Origin of the sequence: Palleronia pelagia (assembly GCF_900110115.1) — a bacterium.
GTDB lineage: Bacteria > Pseudomonadota > Alphaproteobacteria > Rhodobacterales > Rhodobacteraceae > Palleronia > Palleronia pelagia.
The window spans coordinates 346,143-364,906 of the sequence record NZ_FOCM01000004.1; the positions used below are offsets into that span (position 1 = coordinate 346,143).

At 68.4% G+C, this 18,764-nt stretch carries 17 protein-coding genes; 10 read left to right on the forward strand and 7 right to left on the reverse strand.

Translation table 11 applies throughout. The annotated features are described in order from the left end of the window. Nucleotides 1-94: 94 nt before the first annotated feature. From BMX96_RS11080 to BMX96_RS11125, 10 genes are read left to right on the forward strand one after another with little or no spacing between them, the layout of a single operon-like run. Nucleotides 95-1,012 carry a carbohydrate ABC transporter permease gene (locus BMX96_RS11080; protein WP_091845544.1) on the forward strand — a complete coding sequence of 306 codons (918 nt, stop codon included), beginning with the start codon at nucleotides 95-97 and terminating at the stop codon, nucleotides 1,010-1,012. Beyond that, nucleotides 1,012-1,380: an MmcQ/YjbR family DNA-binding protein gene (locus BMX96_RS11085; protein WP_091845545.1), complete on the forward strand. Its 369-nt coding sequence runs from the start codon at nucleotides 1,012-1,014 to the stop codon at nucleotides 1,378-1,380. The genes BMX96_RS11080 and BMX96_RS11085 overlap by 1 nt, the downstream gene beginning before the upstream one ends. After that, a complete protein-coding gene (locus BMX96_RS11090) occupies nucleotides 1,380-2,228 on the forward strand; it encodes a carbohydrate ABC transporter permease (RefSeq protein WP_073129605.1) in 849 nt (282 codons plus the stop codon). Before BMX96_RS11085 ends, BMX96_RS11090 begins: the two co-directional genes overlap by 1 nt. Continuing rightward, nucleotides 2,228-4,306 (forward strand): alpha-galactosidase, encoded by a 2,079-nt coding sequence (locus tag BMX96_RS11095; RefSeq protein WP_175481718.1) that lies wholly within the window; start codon nucleotides 2,228-2,230, stop codon nucleotides 4,304-4,306. The genes BMX96_RS11090 and BMX96_RS11095 overlap by 1 nt, the downstream gene beginning before the upstream one ends. Then, a complete protein-coding gene (locus tag BMX96_RS11100) occupies nucleotides 4,303-5,205 on the forward strand; it encodes a 2-dehydro-3-deoxygalactonokinase (protein WP_091845546.1) in 903 nt (300 codons plus the stop codon). The genes BMX96_RS11095 and BMX96_RS11100 overlap by 4 nt, the downstream gene beginning before the upstream one ends. Further along, a complete protein-coding gene (locus BMX96_RS11105; protein WP_091845547.1) occupies nucleotides 5,202-5,807 on the forward strand; it encodes a 2-dehydro-3-deoxy-6-phosphogalactonate aldolase in 606 nt (201 codons plus the stop codon). The genes BMX96_RS11100 and BMX96_RS11105 overlap by 4 nt, the downstream gene beginning before the upstream one ends. A gap of 4 nt (nucleotides 5,808-5,811) precedes the next feature. After that, nucleotides 5,812-6,684, forward strand: coding sequence for an SMP-30/gluconolactonase/LRE family protein (locus tag BMX96_RS11110; RefSeq protein ID WP_073129602.1), 873 nt, complete (start codon nucleotides 5,812-5,814; stop codon nucleotides 6,682-6,684). 54 nt (nucleotides 6,685-6,738) lie between these two features. After that, nucleotides 6,739-8,634 carry a beta-galactosidase gene (locus BMX96_RS11115; RefSeq protein WP_091845548.1) on the forward strand — a complete coding sequence of 632 codons (1,896 nt, stop codon included), beginning with the start codon at nucleotides 6,739-6,741 and terminating at the stop codon, nucleotides 8,632-8,634. Continuing rightward, nucleotides 8,631-9,629 (forward strand): aldose epimerase family protein, encoded by a 999-nt coding sequence (locus BMX96_RS11120; protein ID WP_091845549.1) that lies wholly within the window; start codon nucleotides 8,631-8,633, stop codon nucleotides 9,627-9,629. The genes BMX96_RS11115 and BMX96_RS11120 overlap by 4 nt, the downstream gene beginning before the upstream one ends. Before the next feature lie 10 nt (nucleotides 9,630-9,639). Further along, nucleotides 9,640-11,052 carry an alpha/beta fold hydrolase gene (locus BMX96_RS11125; protein WP_091845550.1) on the forward strand — a complete coding sequence of 471 codons (1,413 nt, stop codon included), beginning with the start codon at nucleotides 9,640-9,642 and terminating at the stop codon, nucleotides 11,050-11,052. Here BMX96_RS11125 and BMX96_RS11130 read toward each other — a convergent pair. The 7 genes from BMX96_RS11130 to BMX96_RS11160 form a co-directional block, all read right to left on the reverse strand. Continuing rightward, on the reverse strand, nucleotides 11,049-12,194 hold the full coding sequence (locus BMX96_RS11130) for an iron-containing alcohol dehydrogenase (protein ID WP_091845551.1): 1,146 nt from the start codon (nucleotides 12,192-12,194) through the stop codon (nucleotides 11,049-11,051). The two genes, BMX96_RS11125 and BMX96_RS11130, sit on opposite strands and share 4 nt — an antisense overlap. Nucleotides 12,195-12,199: 5 nt before the next feature. Further along, nucleotides 12,200-13,576, reverse strand: coding sequence for an aldehyde dehydrogenase family protein (locus tag BMX96_RS11135; RefSeq protein ID WP_091845552.1), 1,377 nt, complete (start codon nucleotides 13,574-13,576; stop codon nucleotides 12,200-12,202). 10 nt (nucleotides 13,577-13,586) lie between these two features. Then, the gene (locus BMX96_RS11140) at nucleotides 13,587-14,951 is read right to left on the reverse strand and encodes a glutamine synthetase family protein (protein ID WP_091845553.1); all 1,365 of its coding nucleotides are present in this window, start codon (nucleotides 14,949-14,951) and stop codon (nucleotides 13,587-13,589) included. Nucleotides 14,952-15,019: 68 nt separating this feature from the next. Beyond that, on the reverse strand, nucleotides 15,020-16,057 hold the full coding sequence (locus BMX96_RS11145) for a TRAP transporter substrate-binding protein (RefSeq protein WP_091845622.1): 1,038 nt from the start codon (nucleotides 16,055-16,057) through the stop codon (nucleotides 15,020-15,022). 70 nt (nucleotides 16,058-16,127) lie between these two features. Then, the gene (locus tag BMX96_RS11150) at nucleotides 16,128-17,456 is read right to left on the reverse strand and encodes a TRAP transporter large permease (protein WP_091845554.1); all 1,329 of its coding nucleotides are present in this window, start codon (nucleotides 17,454-17,456) and stop codon (nucleotides 16,128-16,130) included. Beyond that, nucleotides 17,446-17,994, reverse strand: coding sequence for a TRAP transporter small permease subunit (locus BMX96_RS11155; RefSeq protein ID WP_073129594.1), 549 nt, complete (start codon nucleotides 17,992-17,994; stop codon nucleotides 17,446-17,448). The genes BMX96_RS11150 and BMX96_RS11155 overlap by 11 nt, the downstream gene beginning before the upstream one ends. Beyond that, nucleotides 17,991-18,758: an N-formylglutamate amidohydrolase gene (locus BMX96_RS11160; RefSeq protein WP_091845555.1), complete on the reverse strand. Its 768-nt coding sequence runs from the start codon at nucleotides 18,756-18,758 to the stop codon at nucleotides 17,991-17,993. Before BMX96_RS11160 ends, BMX96_RS11155 begins: the two co-directional genes overlap by 4 nt. Between the last annotated feature and the right edge of the window lie 6 nt (nucleotides 18,759-18,764).

Below are 18,764 nucleotides of genomic sequence, written 5' to 3' on the forward strand. Positions count from 1 at the left end.
TTTTCATCCGGGATGAAAATCCGGAGATTATCGCGGATAATCTCATTCAGGGTGTCCCCGACGCCCTGCCGGCCGTCCGACCGAGGTGCCCCCGATGACCCAAGCCGCCCTGCCGCAATCGACCGTCCGGAAGTCCTGGTGGCGTCGCAACCAGATCGCCATCACGCCCTACCTGTTCCTGGCGCCGGGCGTCCTGTTCTTCGCGGTCTACGTCATCATCCCGATCTTCCAGAGCTTCGGCATCTCGCTGCAGGACTGGGACGGACTGGGCCAGCCGACCTATGTCGGCCTCGAGAACTACCGCGAGCTGGGCAATGACCCGGCCTTCTACACCTCGCTGAAGAACAATGTCTGGTGGCTGCTGCTCTACCTGCTGGCCATCCCCGCGGGGCTGGGAATCGCGCTGTTCCTGAACCAGACGGTGACGGGCATCCGCATCTACAAGTCGCTGTTCTTCTTTCCCTTCGTCATCAGCCAGGTCGTCGTCGGCCTGGTCTTCACCTGGTTCTACGATCCCGCCTTCGGGCTGCTGAACGTGATGCTGGGATGGTTCGGCGCGGGGCCCATCAACGTGCTGGGCGACCCCCGCTACGTGACCTTCGGGATCATTCTCGCCGGTCTCTGGCCGCAGACGGCCTATTGCATGATCCTGTATCTCACCGGTCTGAATGCCGTGAACCCCGAGCAGATCGAGGCCGGGCGGCTGGACAACGCCAAGGGGTGGCGCATGCTGTGGCACATCGTTCTGCCGCAGCTGAAGCCCGCGACCTTCATCGCCTTCGTCGTGACCATCATCGGGGCGCTGCGCAGTTTCGACCTGATCTCGATCATGACGCAGGGCGGGCCTTTCGGATCGAGCCGCGTGCTGAGCTTCTACATGTTCGAGGTCGCGCTGTCGGAATACGGATTCCGCATGGGCTATGGCGCAGCGATCGCGGTGGTGCTGTTCCTCATCATGCTGTGCTTCATCGCCTATTTCCTGTTCTCCATGTACCGCGAGGAGCGGCGTTGATGACCCGGGGCGAGATCGACACCATCGCCGCCCGCCTGCCCGGCGCCGTGCTGTCCGGCCCCGGCGAGCTCGACGCGTGGAAGATCGGCGGCAAGATGTTCGCCTGTTTCGGTCACACCGAGACCCGCGATCGGAACACAGGGCACGTCGTCCTGCGCTGTGCCGACAGTGACAGCGCCCGGATGCTCATCGACGCGGGCGTGGGGCGCAAACCCGCCTATTTCCGCGGCGCGTGGCTGCACCTGGACCTGCCCGACCTGGACCCCGGCGAGGCGCGGCACCGGATCGCGGTTTCCTACGACACGGTGCGCGCCGGCCTGACGAAAAAGGCGCAGGCCGCCCTGCCCCCGCGCGAGGAGGATCGCTGATGTTTCCCACCCCGATCGAGAAACAGCCCCGCGCGGCGCAGCTGACCTACCAGGCGTTCCTGCCGCTAGCGCTGCTCCTGTGGCTATTGCCGCTCATTGCCGTGATGATCTTCTCGATCAAGCCCGGCGCGGATTTCGGCAACGCGAATTACTGGGGCTGGCCGTCCAGCTTCGAAGGATTCACGAACTACGGCAAGGTGTTCCTGGAATCCCAGATGCCGCGCTACCTGCTGAACTCGGTCCTGATCACGGTGCCCACCGTCATCGGCTGCATCGCCCTATCGGCCATGACCGGCTTCGCGCTGGGGATCTATCGTTTCCGCGCGAACCTGTGGATCTTCTTCATGTTCGTGGCGGGCAATTTCGTGCCGTTCCAGATTCTGATGGTGCCGGTGCGGGACCTCACGCTGGACCTGGGGCTTTATAATACCAAGACCGGGCTCGTCCTGTTCCACATCGCCTTCCAGACGGGGTTTTGCACGCTGTTCATGCGCAACTTCATCCGCCAACTGCCCTTCGAGCTGATCGAGGCCGCCCGGGTCGAGGGCGTGGCCGAATGGCGTATCTTCTGGTTCGTGGTGCTGCCGCTGATGAAGCCCGCGCTGGCGGCGCTGTCGGTGCTGGTCTTCACCTTCATCTGGAACGACTACTTCTGGGCCGTGGTGCTGACCCAGGGCGCCGAAAGCCAGCCGGTTACGGCGGGCATCACCAGCTTCAACGCGCAGTACCGTGCGGCCTATCACCTGATGAGCGCGGGCAGCATCGTCGCCGCCCTGCCGCCGGTCGCGATGTTCTTCCTGATGCAGAAGCACTTCATCGCCGGACTGACCCTAGGCGCGGTGAAATAATGCCGCAGTGGCGCCTCGATGACGGACGACAGACGCTGGTGATGGCGGCCGAGGGCGACGCCCTTCCGGCGGTGATCTATTTCGGCACGGCCCTGCCACGGGACGAGGACCTAGAAGAACTCGCCCGCGCGCAGGCGATGGACCTGGGCGGCGGCACGCTGGACGTGGTCGCCCCCATCAGCCTCTGCCCCGAGCCGGGGCGCGGTTTCGGCGGCCATCCCGGCGCCATGCTGCGCGACAGCGACGGGCTGCCCCTGACGCTGGCGTTCGAGGGGGCCCGGGTCGAGGCGACCGACACGGCCTTCCGCGTCACGGCGCGCAATCGCGGCGTCGGCCTGCGCTACAACGCGGTGATCGAGATCCTGCCGACCGGGCTCGTCGCGCTGCGCGCCGATCTCGACGCCGATGCGCCCGTGATCTGCGACTGGCTGGCTGCCCCGGTGCTGCCCGGCCCGCAGGACGCGGCCCCGATGATCGACATTCACGGCGGCTGGATCAGCGAATGGCGCGCGGTCGAGACGCCCTGGCAGCCGGGGCAGCGGGTGCGCGACGGGCGGCAAGGCCGGTCCGGCCACGAACACCCGCCCCACGCGGTCTTCCCGGCGCGCGGCACGACCAAGACCCGCGGACAGGCGCTGGCCCTGCATTACGCCTGGTCCGGCGGCCACCGCATGGTTGCCGAGGAACTGCCCGATGGCCGCCGCCAGCTGCAGATGGGCCACAGCCCGGGCGCCTGGCAGGGCGCGGCGACACGGTTCAGCACCGGCACGCTGCTGGCCGGGTTCAGCACCGAGGGCATGGGTGGCACGGGCGTGCTGTTCCAGCGGCACATCCGCGACATGGGGATCAACTGGCCCGACAAGTCCCGCCCGCGCCCCGTTCACTACAATTGCTGGGAAGCGATCTATTTCGACCACAGCCTCGACGCGCTGAAGGACATCGCCAGCGCCGCCGCCGACCTGGGCGCCGAGCGCTTCGTCCTCGACGATGGCTGGTTCGGGCAGCGCGACGACGACACCACGTCGCTGGGCGACTGGTGGATCGACACGCGCAAGTATCCCGACGGGCTGATGCCCCTGATCGAGCATGTGCATGCCTGCGGCATGGCCTTCGGGCTGTGGGTCGAGCCCGAAATGGTGAACGAGAACAGCGACCTCTACCGGCTGCACCCGGGCTGGGTCCTGGGCCCGCCCGACCAACCGCGTGGGCGGCAGCAGCTGGTGCTGGACCTGGGCCGCGCCGACGTGCGCGACCACCTGTTCGATGCGCTGCACGCGATCCTGAAGGACCACCCGGTCGACTACCTGAAATGGGACCATAACCGGCTGCTGCCCATCGGCGACGCAGCGCAGACCGACGGGATCTACGCGCTGCTCGACCGGCTGCGCGCGGCGCATCCCGGGGTCGAGATCGAAAGCTGCGCGTCGGGCGGCGGGCGGATCGACGCGGGCATCCTGTCGCGCACCCACCGCGTCTGGTTGTCGGACAGCAACGACGCGCTGGAACGGGTGCGCATCCAGCATGCCGCGTCCCTGCTTTTGCCCTCGGCGGTGACGGGCAGCCACGTGGGCCCCGACCCGTCGCACACCTCGGGGCGGCGGTTGCCCATGGCTTTCCGCGCCTGGGTCGCCGCCCAGCGCCACATGGGGTTCGAGATGGATCCGCGTAGCCTGCCGGCCGAGGATGCCGAAACGCTGCGCGGGATCACGAAATGGTACAAGGACAACCGGGTCTGGATGCACGCGGGCGACATCCTGCCCCTGGACTGCGCCGATCCGGCCGTGCGGGCCGAACTGCAGCGCGCGGCCGACGGCCACCGCTTCGTCGCCTTCGTCGCCCAGACCGAGACCTCTCCACAGGCCCTGCCCCGCCCGCTGCGGCTGGCCGGGCTCGACCCGGAGGCGCGGTACCGCGTGCGGCTGGTGAACCCTTCGGACATTCCGCCGCAAAGCCGCGGCCCGGTCGCATTGAAGGACGGCCCCGTGACGCTCAGCGGTACGGCGCTGATGGGGATGGGGCTTTCGCTGCCCTGGGCGTGGCCCGCCACGATGTGGGTGATCGAGGGGGAGCGCCTGTGACCCGTCCCGACTGGATCGCCGTCGACTGGGGTACCACCAACGCCCGCGCCTGGGCCATGGCGGGGGCCGAGGTGCTCGACACCGCACCGGGCGGCCCCGGCATGGGGGGCCTCGCGTCGGACGGGTTCGAGCCGGCGCTGCTGCGCATGATCGACGGATGGGACATCGCGCCGGGCACCCCCGTGATCGCCTGCGGCATGGCGGGCGCCGCGCAGGGCTGGCGCGACGCGGGCTATCGCAAGGTGCCGGCCACGCCGCTATCCGACACGCTGGTGCCCGTGCCCACGAACGACGCGCGGCTGGCGGTCCATATCGTGCCTGGCCTGAAACAGACCAACCCCGCCGACGTCATGCGCGGCGAGGAGACGCAGATCGCCGGTTTCCTTGCGCTGAACCCGGATTTCGACGGCGCCATCTGCCTGCCCGGCAGCCATTCCAAGTGGGTGCAGATCAGCGCGGGCGAGGTCGTGTCGTTCCGCACCATGATGACGGGCGAGCTGTTCGCGGCGCTGGCCCACCACTCGGTGTTGCGCCACTCGGTCGCGCCCGAGGGCTGGGACGATGACACCTTCGCCGACGCGCTGTCGCAAAGCCTCAGCCGCCCCGAGCAACTGGCCGCGCGCCTGTTCTCGATCCGGGCCGAGGCGCTTTTGAACAATCGCGGCACCGCCGAATCCACCGCCGCGCTGTCGGGTCTGCTGATCGGTGCGGAACTTGCCGCCGCCAAACCCTATTGGCTTGGACTGCCCGTGGCGCTGATCGGCGCGGCGGGGCTAACGCAACATTACGCCACGGCGCTGGCCATGCAGGGCGTGCAGGTGATCCGCACGCGCGGCGACACGCTGACGCTGCAGGGCCTGACGGCGGCGTGGCGCGGATTGAGCAAGGAGCCTTCATGACCAGACCCCTCATCGCCATCCTGCGCGGCATCGACCCGTCCGAGGCGGTGGACGTGGCGGCAGCGCTGATCGAGGCGGGGATCACCCGCATCGAGGTGCCGCTGAACTCGCCCTCGCCGTTCGACAGCATCGCGGCCATGGTGAAGGCCCACGGTCAGAACGCGCAGATCGGTGCCGGCACCGTGCTGACGCCCGCGCAGGTGTCTCAGGTGCACGACGCGGGCGGGCAACTGATCGTCTCGCCCTGCTTCGACCCCGCGGTCGTTGCGGCCACGCGCGCGGCCGGGATGGACAGCTTCCCGGGCGTGCTCAGCCCCACCGAATGCTTCGCCGCGCTGCACGCGGGCGCCACGGGGCTGAAGGTGTTCCCGGCCTTCCAGATGGGGACCGAGGGGCTGAAGGCCCTGCGCGCCGTGCTGCCCACCGAGACGCAGGTCTACATGGTCGGCGGCGTGGGCCCCGAGAATTTCGGCGACTGGCTGCGCGCCGGCGCGTCGGGCTTCGGCATTGGGTCGGCCCTCTACCGTCCCGGCGACGCGGTTGACGACATTTCTTCCCGTGCCCGCGACATGGTCGCCGCCTACGACGCGGCAGAAGGGTGAAACGATGATCGAGACCGGAGAACCGCAGACCTATGACACGACGCGCTGCCTGTTGGGCGAAGGCGCGTTCTTCCACCCCCAGCGCGGGCAGCTTTTCTGGTGCGATATCCTGTCGAAAAGGGTGCTCAGCCGGATCGACGGGGCGCTTCGTGACTGGACCTTCGATCGGCACGTGTCCTGCATGGGCTGGGTCGACCACGACACGCTGCTGGTGGCGACCGACACCGACCTGATGCTGCTGAATATCGAAACCGGCAGCCACACCCACCTGTGCGATCTCGAGGCCGACAAGCCTGCCAACCGCCCCAATGACGGGCGCGCCGACCCGCAGGGGGGGTTCTGGATCTCGACCATGGGGCTGGAAAAGGGCGTGGGCGACGGCGCACTTTACCGATTCTACAAGGGCGAGCTGCGCAAGTTGAAGGGCGGCATGTCCATCGCCAACGCGATCTGTTTCACCCCCGACGGCACCACCGCCTTTTTCGCCGACACGCCGGCGCAGATGATCATGCAGTGGCGGCTGGACGGTGACGGGTGGCCGGTGGGGCAGGCCGAAACATGGCTCGACCTGCGCGGCACGCCCTACCATCCCGACGGCGCGGTCTGCGACGCCGACGGCAACCTGTGGTCGGCGCAGTGGGGCAACAGCCGCGTCGCGGTCTACGGCCCGGACGCGACCCAACTGCACGTCGTGAACCTGCCCGCGCTGCAGACGACCTGCCCGGCCTTCGGCGGGCCCGACCTGTCGACGCTGTTCGTCACCTCGGCCGCCGTCGGCATCGACGAGCCGATCATCGCGACCGAGGATGGCCACGGCCGCACCTTCCGGGTCGAGACCAACGCCACTGGGCAGGCAGAGCACCGCATCCTTCTCTAGCCCTGCCCCCGGATTCACCTGTCCGCAAAAATTCACTCCAAGTCAGGCCCCGTCATGCCCGCCAGAACCCTCGGCACCTGCTACTACCCCGAACACTGGCCCGAGGAGACCTGGGACGAGGACGCGCGGCGCATGGTCGAGGCCGGGCTGACCTGGGTCCGGATCGGCGAATTCGCCTGGTCCCGGATCGAGCCTCAGCCGGGACAGTTCGACTGGGGCTGGCTCGACCGGGCCATCGAAACGCTGGGCGATGCGGGGCTGAAGGTCGTGCTGGGCACGCCCACCGCCACGCCGCCGGCCTGGGTCGTGGACAAGCATCCCGACATGTTTGCGCTGGACGCGCAGGGCCGCCCGCGCGGGTTCGGGTCGCGGCGGCATTACTGCTTCTCGCACGAGGGCTATCTCGAAGAATGCCGCCGCATCGTCACGGAGGTCGCCAACCGCTATGGCCGCAACCCGCATATCCGCGCTTGGCAGACCGATAACGAGTACGGCTGCCACGACACGGTCGTCAGCTATTCCGACGCCGCGCGGCGGGCCTTCCAGGACTGGTGCGCGCAGCGCTACCAATCGCCGGACGCGCTGAACCGGGCTTGGGGCAACGTCTTCTGGTCGATGGAGTATGACACCTTCGGGCAGATCGGCCTGCCCAACCTGACCGTGACCGAACCCAACCCGGCCCACGCCCTGGCATTCCGGCGCTTCTGTTCGGACCAGGTGGTGCGGTTCAACCGGGTGCAGGTCGAGATCCTGCGCGCCCGCACCGACGCGCCGATCCTGCACAACTACATGGGCCGCGAGGTCGCCTTCGACCATTTCGCCGTGGGCGCCGACCTGGATATCGCCACCTGGGACAGCTACCCGATCGGCTTTCTCGAGGATCGCACGCCCGCGACCGAGGCCGAGCGCGCGCGCTTCCTGCGACAGGGGCACCCGGACATGCAGGCGTTTCACCATGACCTCTACCGGGCGGTCGGGCGCGGCCGCTGGTGGATCATCGAACAGCAGCCCGGCCCGGTGAACTGGGCCGCGCACAACCCCGCGCCGCTTCCGGGCATGGCGCGGCTCTGGGCGTGGGAAGCATTCGCCCACGGGGCCGAGGCGGTCTGCTATTTCCGCTGGCGGCAGTTGCCCTTCGCGCAGGAACAGCACCACGCGGGCCTGCTGCGCCCCGACAGCGCTCCCGCGCCGGGGCTGGAGGAATGTGCGCAGGTGGCAGGCGAACTGGCCGAGGCCCCCGAGGCCGGAACCGCGCGCGGCGACGTGGCGCTGGTCTTCGACTATGCCTCGGCTTGGGCGTGGGACGTGCAGCCGCAGGGTGTCGAATTCGACCATTTCACGATCTGCTTCGCCTTCTACTCCGGCCTTCGGCGACTGGGCCTGAACGTCGACATCCTGCCCGCCGACGCCGACCTGTCCGGCCATGCGCTGGTTCTGGCGCCCGGGCTCGCCACCCTGCCGCAGGGGTTTTGCGACGGGCTGACCGGCACGGCGATCCTCGGGCCGCGCACGAACGCGAAGACGACCGAGATGGCGATCCCCGTCCCGCTACCCCCGGCGCTGCCCGGCCTCGATACCGCCGTCGCGCGGGTCGAGACGGTTCCAGCCTCGGGCGCGGTGCCATTGGCACAAGGCGGCACACTGCAGCACTGGATCGAGACGCTGGATGGGGATGCCGAGGTGATCGAGACCACGGCAGACGGCGCGCCGACATTGGTGGCTGCGGGCAAACTTCACTACCTGGGCGGCTGGCCGGATGCCGAGGCGCTCGACCGGATCCTGCGGCGGGCCTGCGCGGCGGAGGGGATCGAAACGCTCGACCTTCCGGACGGGCTGCGGCTGCGCGATACCGACACGCACCGTTTCTGGTTCAACTACGCGCCCGAGCCGGTCCGCTTCGCGGGCCGCGAGATCCCGGCGGCGGGCGTCCTTTGGGAGGATCGACCATGATCGAACGCTTCGGAACCCTGCCCGACGGCCGCACGGTCGAGCGCATCACCCTTCGCAACGACGCGCTGACCGTGCGGATCCTGACATTGGGCGCGCTGATCCAGGACGTGCGGCTGGCGGGCGTCGATTTCTCCCTGACCCTGGGCAGCCCAGACCTGTCCGCATACACCCGCATCTGCACCCATTTCGGGGCAGTGATGGGGCCGGTCGCCAACCGGATCGGCGGGGCCAAAGCCACGCTGGACGGCACGGAATACCGGCTCGACGCCAACCAGGACGACCGGCACACGCTGCACGGCGGCGCGGCGGCGACCCACACGCAGGTCTGGGAAGTCGTTGACCAGGACGACACCGAAGCGACCCTTGCGCTCAGCCTGCCCGACGGCGCGGGCGGCTTTCCCGGCAACCGGCGGATCGAGGTGGAATACGCGTTGGATGGCGCAACCCTGCGCGTCACCTTCCGCGGCGCAACGGATGCGCCCACCTGGATGAACCTCGCCAGCCACGGTTACTGGACCATGCAGCCGCCCGAAGGCTGGAGCGGCCAGCGGTTACAGGTACTGGCCGACCGCTATCTGCCGACCGATGGCGACGACCTGCCCACGGGCGAGATCGCCGAGGTCGCGGGCACGCCCTACGACTTCCGCGAGGGTGTGACGCTGGACCTCGACACGACGCCGCGGCTGGATCACAACTTCTGCCTCGCCGATGCGCCGCGCGGGCTGATCCCGGCGCTGCGACTGTCGGCGCCGGACAGTCCCTCGCTGGAAATCGCGACCACCGCGCCGGGGATGCAGGTCTTCGACATGCACAAGTTCGCGGTGGAGGAAGAGACGAACCACGGACAGCCCTACCCCCGCCGCGCCGCCATGGCGTTCGAGCCGCAGCACTGGCCGGACGCGCCGAACAACCCGGGCTTCCCCTCGGTCGAGCTGCGCCCGGGCGCCGTCTATTCCCAGACCACCGAGTATCGCTTCGACCGCGCCGCGCGCTAAATTGCCGCACATGGTGCGTGTGCTGTCCCTCCTGCTGGCCGTGGGCTTGCTCCTGCTGTCGGCGTGGCAGTTGGAACGGGCCAAGGACGGGCTGGACATCCGTCACGACCGTATCGGCGACACGCCCGCCACGTTCCTCACCCGCGCCGGTCGCACGCCCGAAGGCTGGGTCATCGTCTCGCACGGTTTCGCCGGATCGCGGCAGATGATGCACGCGCTGTCGCTGAGCCTGGCGCGCACGGGGCTGGGCGTGATCAGTATCGACAGCATCGGCCACGGGCGGCATCCGGGGTTGCTGTCGCCTGACGTGACGCGGATCGAAGGCACCACGGCGCAACTGGTCGACCAGATGGGCCAAGTAATCGCGGCGGCGCCCGGCCCGGTCGTGGCGCTGCTGGGGCATTCTATGGCGACCGACATCATCCTGCGCGCTGGGCGCGCGGCCGGGATCGGGCAGCTGGTCGCCATCTCGATGTATTCCGAGACCCTGTCGCCCGATTGGCCGCCCGCGCTGCTGGTGGTCTCGGGCCAGTGGGAATCGCGGCTGAGGGACGTGGCGCTGGACGCCGCGCGGATGGTCGAGGCCGACGTGCTCGAGGGCGAGACGGCGGAAGAAGGCGAGGTCCGACGCCGCACCGCCGTCGCGCCCTGGGTGGGCCACGTGGGTGTCCTGTGGTCGCCGACCACCGCGCGGGCCGCCCGCAATTGGCTGACCGGCGCCGCCACGCCGCCCGCGCTGACCGGGCCGTGGATCGTCCTTCTGCTGGGATCGATGCTGGCGGCGGGCCGGGTCGCCACCGGCTGGGCCGCCAGGGGCGACCTGGCACCGGCCCTGCCCGCCCGCAGCTTCTGGCTTGCCGGGCTTCTGCCGCTGCCGCTGGCCGGCCTCGGCGCGCTGGCGGTATCGGACGCGGCGCTGTTCGGCATGGCGGGCTTCGCGCCGCTGGGCCTTGCGCTGGCCGTGCCCGGCATGGCGTGGCTGGCGGTGGGATGGTCGCGACTGGGGAGGCCCGGCGCGGGGCTGGCGCTGTTCGCTCTCTGGTCGCTCGCCTTCGCCCTGCTGCTGGACCGCTACGGCGCGTCGTTCCTGCCCACCGGGCCGCGCGTCGCGCTGGCACTGGCGCTGCTGCCGGCGACGCTGGCCTATGCCCTGGGCGAGGCCGTCCTGCTGGCGGGCAGCGGGATCGTCCGGCGGGTCGCCCTGCGCCTGGCGGTGCTGGCGCTGCTGGGCGGGCTCATGTTCGCAGCCCCCGCCCGGATCGGCCTGACCTTCACAGTGCTGCCGGTGCTGGTGCTGTTCTGGCTGGTTTTCGGCACGGTCGCGCGCCCCATCGCCCGTCGCCGTCCGGGCGCGGCGGGGCTGGGACTGGGCGCGGCGCTGGCATGGTCCATCGCCGCGTCAACGCCGCTGTTCTCGGCCTAGATCAGGGCGTCGAACAGCCCGCGCACGTTGTCCTTCGTCAGCTCCACCGGGTTGCCACCGCAGCTGGGGTCTTTCAGCGCCATCTCGACCAGCTCGTCCACGCGGTCGTCGCCCACGCCCATGGCGCCGAGCTTGCGGGGGATGTCGAAGCGGTCGTTGAAGTCCTGCACGAAGGTGCGGAACCCGTCGAAGCCGCCATCGACGCCCAGGTAGGACGCCGCGCGGTCGAACCGGTCGCGGATCACGCTTTCGTTCAGGTCCAGCACGGCGGGCATGCAGACGGCGTTCGTCGTGCCGTGATGGGTGCCGTAGACCGCGCCCACCGGGTGGCTCAGCGCGTGGATCGCACCCAGCCCCTTCTGGAAGGCTACGGCGCCCATTGCCCCCGCGCTCATCATGTTGGCGCGCGCTTCGATATCGCTGCCGTCGTCGTAGGCGCGCGGCAGGTTGTCGATCACCAGCCGCATGCCTTCCAGCGCGATGCCCTGGCTCATGGGGTGATAATGGGGCGACGAGAACGCCTCAACGCAATGGGCGAAGGCGTCGAGTCCGGTGCCGGCGGTGATCGATTTCGGCATGCCCACCGTCAGCTCGGGATCGCAGATCACCACGCTCGGCAGCACCTTGGGGTGGAAGATGATCTTCTTCACGTGGGTCTCGGAATCGGTGATGACCGACGCCCGCCCCACCTCGGACCCCGTCCCGGCGGTGGTCGGCACCGCCACGATGGGCGCGATGGCGTCGGCGTCGGCGCGGGTCCACCAGTCGCCGATATCCTCGAAATCCCAGACCGGGCGCACCTGTCCCGCCATGAAGGCGACCATCTTGCCCAGGTCCAGCCCCGAGCCGCCGCCGAAGGCGATCACCCCGTCATGGTCGTTCTCGCGGTAGACCTTCAGCCCGGCCTCGAGATTGCGCTCGTTCGGGTTGGGGTCCACGTCGGAAAAGATCGCGCGGCCGAGGCCCGCGGTCTCGATCAGGTCCAGCGTGCGGCGGGTGATGTCCATGGCCGCGAGGCCGCGGTCGGTGACCAGCAGCGGCTTGCTGATGCCCGCGGCGATGCAGGCGGCGCCGATCTCGTCGATGCGGCCCGCGCCGAAGCGGATGGCGGTGGGATAGGACCAGTTGGCGGTCATCGACATGGGCGTCAGGCTTTCTTGAGGTGGTAGGATTTCGGGCGGGTCAGCGCGTGGTAGCCCAGCACCGACAGCCCCGCGCCAAGGCCGGTATCCTTGCAGCCGGTCCAGCACAGCGCGGGGTCGAGATAGTCGCAGCGGTTCATGAAGACGGTGCCGGTCTCCAGCCGCGCGGCGATGGCCTGCGCCGCGTCGATATCGCGGGTGAAGATCGCGGCGGTCAGGCCGAACTGGCTGTCGTTCATCTTGGCGATGGCGTCCTCGTCGTCCTTCACTGGCATGATGCAGACCAGCGGGCCGAAGGTCTCGTCCCGCATCACGCGCATGTCGTGGGTCACGTCCACCAGGATCTGCGGCGTCAGGTAAGCGCCCCCGTCGTCGGCCGGGTCGGTTTCGATCAGCGCGCGGGCGCCCTGCGTTACAGCCTCGCGGGTCTGGGCGCGCACCTCGTCGGCGAAGCGCACGTTCGCCATGGGGCCTAGCGTGGTTTCGGGGTCCAGCGGGTTGCCGAGCTTCAGCGCCTCGACCCACGCCACGGCCCGTTCGACGAACGCGTCGTAGAGGCTTTCGTGCACGTAGATCCGCTCGATCCCGCAGCAGCACTGGCCCGCGTTGAAGATCGCGCCGTCCATCAGCCCGTCGACGGCGGCGTCGACATCGGCATCGGCGCGGACATAGCCCGGATCCTTGCCGCCCAGCTCGGTCGCCACGGGGGTGAAGGTGCCCGCCGCCGCGATCTCCATCGCCTTGCCGCCACCGACCGAGCCGGTGAAGTTCACGAAGCCGAAGCGGCGCTCGGCGATCAGCGTGGCGGTCGTGTCGTGGTCGAGGAAGACGTTCTGGAACACGTCCTCGGGCACGCCCGCCGCGTGGAACGCCTCGACCAGCCGTTCGCCCACCTGCAGGGTCTGGGTGGCGTGCTTCAGCATCACGGTGTTCCCGGCGATGAGCGCCGGGGCCACGGTGTTGATCGCGGTCATGTAGGGATAGTTCCACGGCGCCACGACCAGCACGACGCCGCGCGGCTCGCGCGTGATCTGGCGCAGCGCCTTGTCGCTGTCTTCGACCACCATGGGGGCCAGAGCGTCCTTGGCGATGTCGGCCATGTGGCTGGCGCGCTCGTCGAAGCCGCCGAACTCGCCGCCATAGCGCACCGGGCGGCCCATCTGGTGGGCGAGCTCCACCGCCATGCGGTCGGTGGTCCTGCCCACCTCGGCCACGCCGGCGCGGACCAGCGCGATGCGGTCCTCCAGCGGGCGCGCGGCCCAGTCGGCCTGTGCGGCGCGGGCGCGGTCGCAGGCGGCACGTGCGGCATCGAGATCCAGGGTCTCGCGTTCCAGGTACACCGAGCCATCGATGGGCGAGATGCATTTCAGGGTCTTGGTCATGGTTGTTCCTTCAGGCCTGCTCGAACCCGCGGGCGATTTCCCAGTCGGTCACGGCGCGGTCATATTCTTCCTGCTCCCACTCGGCGGCGCGGGTGTAGTGGTCGACCACATCGTCCCCCATGGCGGCGCGGAGCATGTCGCTCTCGCGCAGGGTCTCGGTCGCCTCGCGCAGGGTGCGGGGGATCTCGGGCGTATCCGCGGATTCATAGACATCGCCGCTGGTCGGGGCCTGAAGCTCCATCTCGTCGGCAATGCCGCGCAGCCCGGCGGCCAGCAGGGCCGCCTGAGCCAGGTAGGGGTTCAGGTCCGATCCGCCGATCCGGCACTCGACCCGCACGCCCTTTGTGCCCGCGCCGCACAGGCGGAACCCGGCGGTTCGGTTGTCCACCGACCACACGGTGCGCGTGGGCGCGAAGGTGCCCTTGGCGAAGCGCTTGTAGCTGTTGACGTAGGGCGCGAGGAAGAAGGTGATGTCGCGGGCGTAGTGGATCAGCCCGGCGAGGAAGTTCTGCATCAGCTCGGACATGCCCAGCTCGTTGCTGTCGTCGAAGAAGGCCGGATCGCCGTTCTGCCACAGCGACATGTGGACATGGCTGGACGACCCGACCTTGTCGGCGCGCCACTTGGGCAGGAACGAGGCCGACACGCCGTGCTGCCACGCGATCTCCTTCACCGCGTGCTTGCCGATGGTGTGGTGATCGGCGCAGTCCAGCGCACCGGCGTAGCGGATGTTCAGCTCCTGCTGGCCGGTCTCGGCCTCGCCCTTGGTGCATTCCACGGGGATGCCCGCAGCGTAGAGGTGGTTGCGCAGGGGCCGCAGCAAGCCTTCCTCCTTGGTCGTCTGGAACAGCGCGTAATCCTCGTTGAAGCCGTTCAGCGGCACGAGGTCGCGATAGCCGGATTTCTGCAGGTCGCGCAGCGCGCCCTCGAACAGGAAGAATTCCAGCTCGGTCGCCATGGCCGCGTCTAGGCCAAGGTCGGCCAGCCGCGCGACCTGCCGCTTCAGCATCTGGCGGGGGCTGTGGGCCACGGGTTCGTGGCTGTGGTGATCCAGCACGTCGCCCAGCACCAGCGCGGTCTTTTCCAGCCACGGCACGTGGCGCAACGTGGTCAGGTCGGGGCGCAGGGTATAATCGCCATAGCCGCCCTCCCAGCTGGTGGCGCGGTAGCCGTCGGGCGTCGCCATCATCAGGTCGGTTGCCAGCAGGTAGTTGCAGCAGTGGGTTTCCTCGATCGCGTTGTCGAGGAAGTCGCGGACATGGAACCGCTTGCCCTGGAGCCGGCCCTGCATGTCGACAAGCGCCACCAGGACGGTGTCAATCTCACCCGTGGCGGCCAGTTCGGTGAGCGTGTCGAGCGAGAGATTGCCAGCCATGGGTGCGGTCCTCGTTGCGTTCGTGAAAACGGGGCGGCACCGGACAGGCGCCGCCCCGCGCGTTGGTCTCAGCCGAAGGTGTAGGGTGCGCCTGCGGTGTTGATGACCTGGTTGTACTCGCGGAAGATGTCGACGACGCGCTGGTGCGTCTCGGATTCCTGCGCGATCTCGTCCCAGAAGGCCACGGCGGCCTGCTCGACCTCGGCCCATTCGGAGGCAGGCACCTCGCGCAGGGCCAGCTTGTCACCGCGGGCGCGCAGCCGCGCCTCGCCGCCCCAGTACCACTGATTGCGGTAGAAGTGTCCGGCCTCGATCCCCGCCATGACGACGGATTTCAGGTGATCCGGCAGATCCGCCCAGCGTTCCTGGTTTACGAAGAACGACCCGATCCACGCGCCCGAGATGTTATTGGTCAGGAAATAGTCGGTCACGTCCGCCCAGCCCACGGTATAGTCCTCGGTGATGCCGGACCACGCCATGCCGTCCAGCTCGCCGGTCTGCACCGCGACCTCGGCATCCTCGTAGGGGATGTTCACCGGCACCACGCCGAATTGGGTGAGGAAGCGCCCGGCCGTGGGGAAGGTATAGAGCTTCAGGCCGTCGAGGTCGGCGACCGACGTGATTTCCTTCGTGGTGTTGAAGTTGCACGGGTCCTGCCCCGCCGCCGACAGCCACTGCACGCCGACCTTCTGGTATTCCTCGCGCCAGATGTCGGCCAGGCCGTACTGGTTGAACAGCACCGGCACGTCGAGGATCGACTTGGTGGCAAAGGGGAAATACCCGCCGAAGACGCGCATGGGCGTGGGCGACGCCATGGAGTCGTCGTCCGAGTGGACGCCGTCGATGGTGCCCCGCTGCAGCGCCTGGAACAGCTCGCCCGTGGGGACGATCTGGTCGGCGTAGAACAGCTCGATCTCGAGCTCGCCGTTCGCGTTGGTGTTGATGTAGTCGATGATGGGCTTGGTCACCTGCTCGCCCAGCGCGGCGCCGGCATAGGTCTGGAACCGCCAGCGGATGGGCTCCTGCGCGTGCAGGACGGCGGGCGCGGCGAGCGTGGCGGGCGCGGCGACGGCGGCACCCTGCAAGAACTTGCGTCTCGTGGTCATGGTCATGAACTCCTTGTTGGTTTGAAAGGGCGGGGCGGTTCGGGCCGCCCGCTTTGGTTATGCGCGAATGTCAGTAATCGTAGATCAGCCCCGGCAGCCAAAGCGCGATCTGCGGGAACACCATGACGAGGATCAGCGCCACGATCATCACGCCCACGAAGGGAATGATCGAGCGATAGATGTCGGTGATGGTGATCTCGGGCGGCGCCATGGCCCGCATCAGGAACAGGTTATAGCCGAAGGGCGGCGTCATGTAGGCGATCTGGCAGGTGATCGTGTAAAGCACGCCGTACCAGATCAAGTCGAACCCCAGCGCGCCAACCAGCGGCACGTAAAGCGGCGCGACGATCACCAGCATGGCGGTGTCGTCCAGGAACGTGCCCATCAGCAGGAACGACAGCTGCATCAGGATCAGGATCACCCAGGGGTTCAACCCCCATTGCGTGGTGAACAGGTTCTCGATCGCCTTCACCGCGCCCAGCCCGTCGAACACCGCGCCGAAGGCCAGCGCGGCCAGGATGATCCACATGAACATGCAGGTGATGGCCAGGGTCTGGCGGATCGATGTCTCGAACACCTGCCGGGTCATCCGGCCCTTGGCGACGGCGGCGAAGAAGGCCGCGAGCGCGCCGATGGCCGAGCTTTCCACCAGCGACGTCCAGCCGTTCACGAAGGGCACCATCATCACCGCGAAGATGCCCACGGGCAGAAGCCCCGCCAGCAGCAGGCGGTATTTCTCACCCCGTGTGATCTGGTCCAGCTCGCTGCGGTCGATGGTGGGGCCCAGGTTCGGCGAGACCCGGCAGCGGATGGCGATGTAGATGATGAAAAGCGCCGCCATCATCAGCCCCGGCACGGCCCCCGCGAGCCAGAGCTGGCCCACCGGCTGCCGCGCGATCATCGCGTAGAGCACCAGCACCACCGAGGGCGGAACGAGGATGCCCAGGGACGAGCCGGCCTGGATCACCCCCGTGACCATCAGCTTGTCGTAGTTGCGTTTCAGAAGCTCGGGCAGCGCGATGGTCGCGCCGATCGCCATGCCCGCCACCGACAACCCGTTCATGGCCGAGATCAGCACCATCAGCCCGATGGTTCCGATGGCCAGCCCGCCGCGCAGGCCGCCCATCCAGACGTGGAACATGCGATAGAGGTCGTCGGCGATTTTGCTTTCGGACAGGACGTAGCCCATGAAGATGAACATCGGCAGCGTCAGCAGCGGGTACCAGCGCATGAGCTTGATCGCCGCCGCGAACCCGATGTCGTAGCCGCCCCTGTCGCCCCAGAGCAGGACGGCCGCCACCACCGCGACGAAGCCGATGGCGCCGAAGACCCGCTGCCCGGTGAGAAGCAGCAGCATCATCGACGAGAACATGAGAAGGGCGATCATCTCATAAGGCATCGCCCTGCCTTTCGCCGTGATGGAAGCGCCCGACCTTTTCGCCGGTGCGCAGGAAGATGATGTCCTTCGCCAGCTCGCTGAGCGCCTGCAGCAGCATCAGCGCGATGCCGACGCACATGGTCACCTTGATCGGCCACATGTAGGGCCGCCACGGGCTGGAACTGCGCTCGCCCCCGTACTTGAAGCTGTAGGACGTGCTTTCGATCCCGCCCCAGAGCAGGATCACGAGGTAGACGATCAGGAAGAAGACCGTGAAGCAGTCGATCCACGATTTCTTGCGCATGGACCATTCGCCGTAGAACAGGTCCATCCGCACGTTGGCCCCCATCTGCATCGCGTAGGGGCCGCCGAGGATGTAGTAGCCGACCATGACGAACTGCGCCATTTCCAGCGTCCAGAGCCGGGGGGTGAAGAACGCCTTGTTCATGCTGGAATAGAGCAGGATGCCCATCAGCACGAAGATGCCGAACATCATCACCCGGCCGAGGCCGTAGTTGAAGCCGTCCACCAGCCTGACATAGCGGCGCAAGACGTTCATTCGGCGGCCTTCGCGTCAGGTCCCGCCAGCCCTTGCCGCAGCATCGGCAGAAGGTGGTCGGCCATGGCGGCCGCGCGGTCGGGCGTGTCGATCAGGTCGTTGCGGATCTCCAGCATCAGGGCGGGCCGTCCGTGGTCGTCGCCATGGATCTTCAGCATGTGGCCCACCCCGTCGGCCGGGCCGTAGGGTTCGTTTACCCGCGCGTCGTAGGTGCCGCGCGCGGCCTCGATGTCGCAGGCGCGCCGGGCGAGGTTGCCGTCTGCGTTGTGCAGGAAGCCCAGTTCGACCGTGCGGGGCTGGCCGTCGAAGACCGGCGTGAAGCTGTGGATGGTCAGCAGGGTGACGGGGGTCCCGGCCTGCCGCTCCTGCGCCGCCATGACCTCGGCCAGGCGGTCGTGGAAGGGCTGCGCGACGCGGTCGTGGCGCTCCTGCCGGGCGGAGGCGTCCAGCCCGCGGTTTCCGGGCACGTCGAACACCTCTGACCGATCGGGGATGGCGCTTGCGGCCTCCAGCGGGCGGTTCAGGTCATAGACCAGGCGCGAGATCCGGGCGGCGACCAGTGGCGCGTCCAATGCCCGGGCCAGGGGCGCCGCCACGTCCAGCGCGCCGATATCCCAGGCCGCGTGCGATGCGCGCGCGGCGGCGTCCAGACCCAGGCCGTCCAGCGAGGCGGGAATGTGATTGGCGGCATGTTCGCAGACCACGACCAGCGGCGCGCCGCGCCCTGCCCCGATCACCTCGACCGTTTGCCAATCATCGTCCAAGCCGGA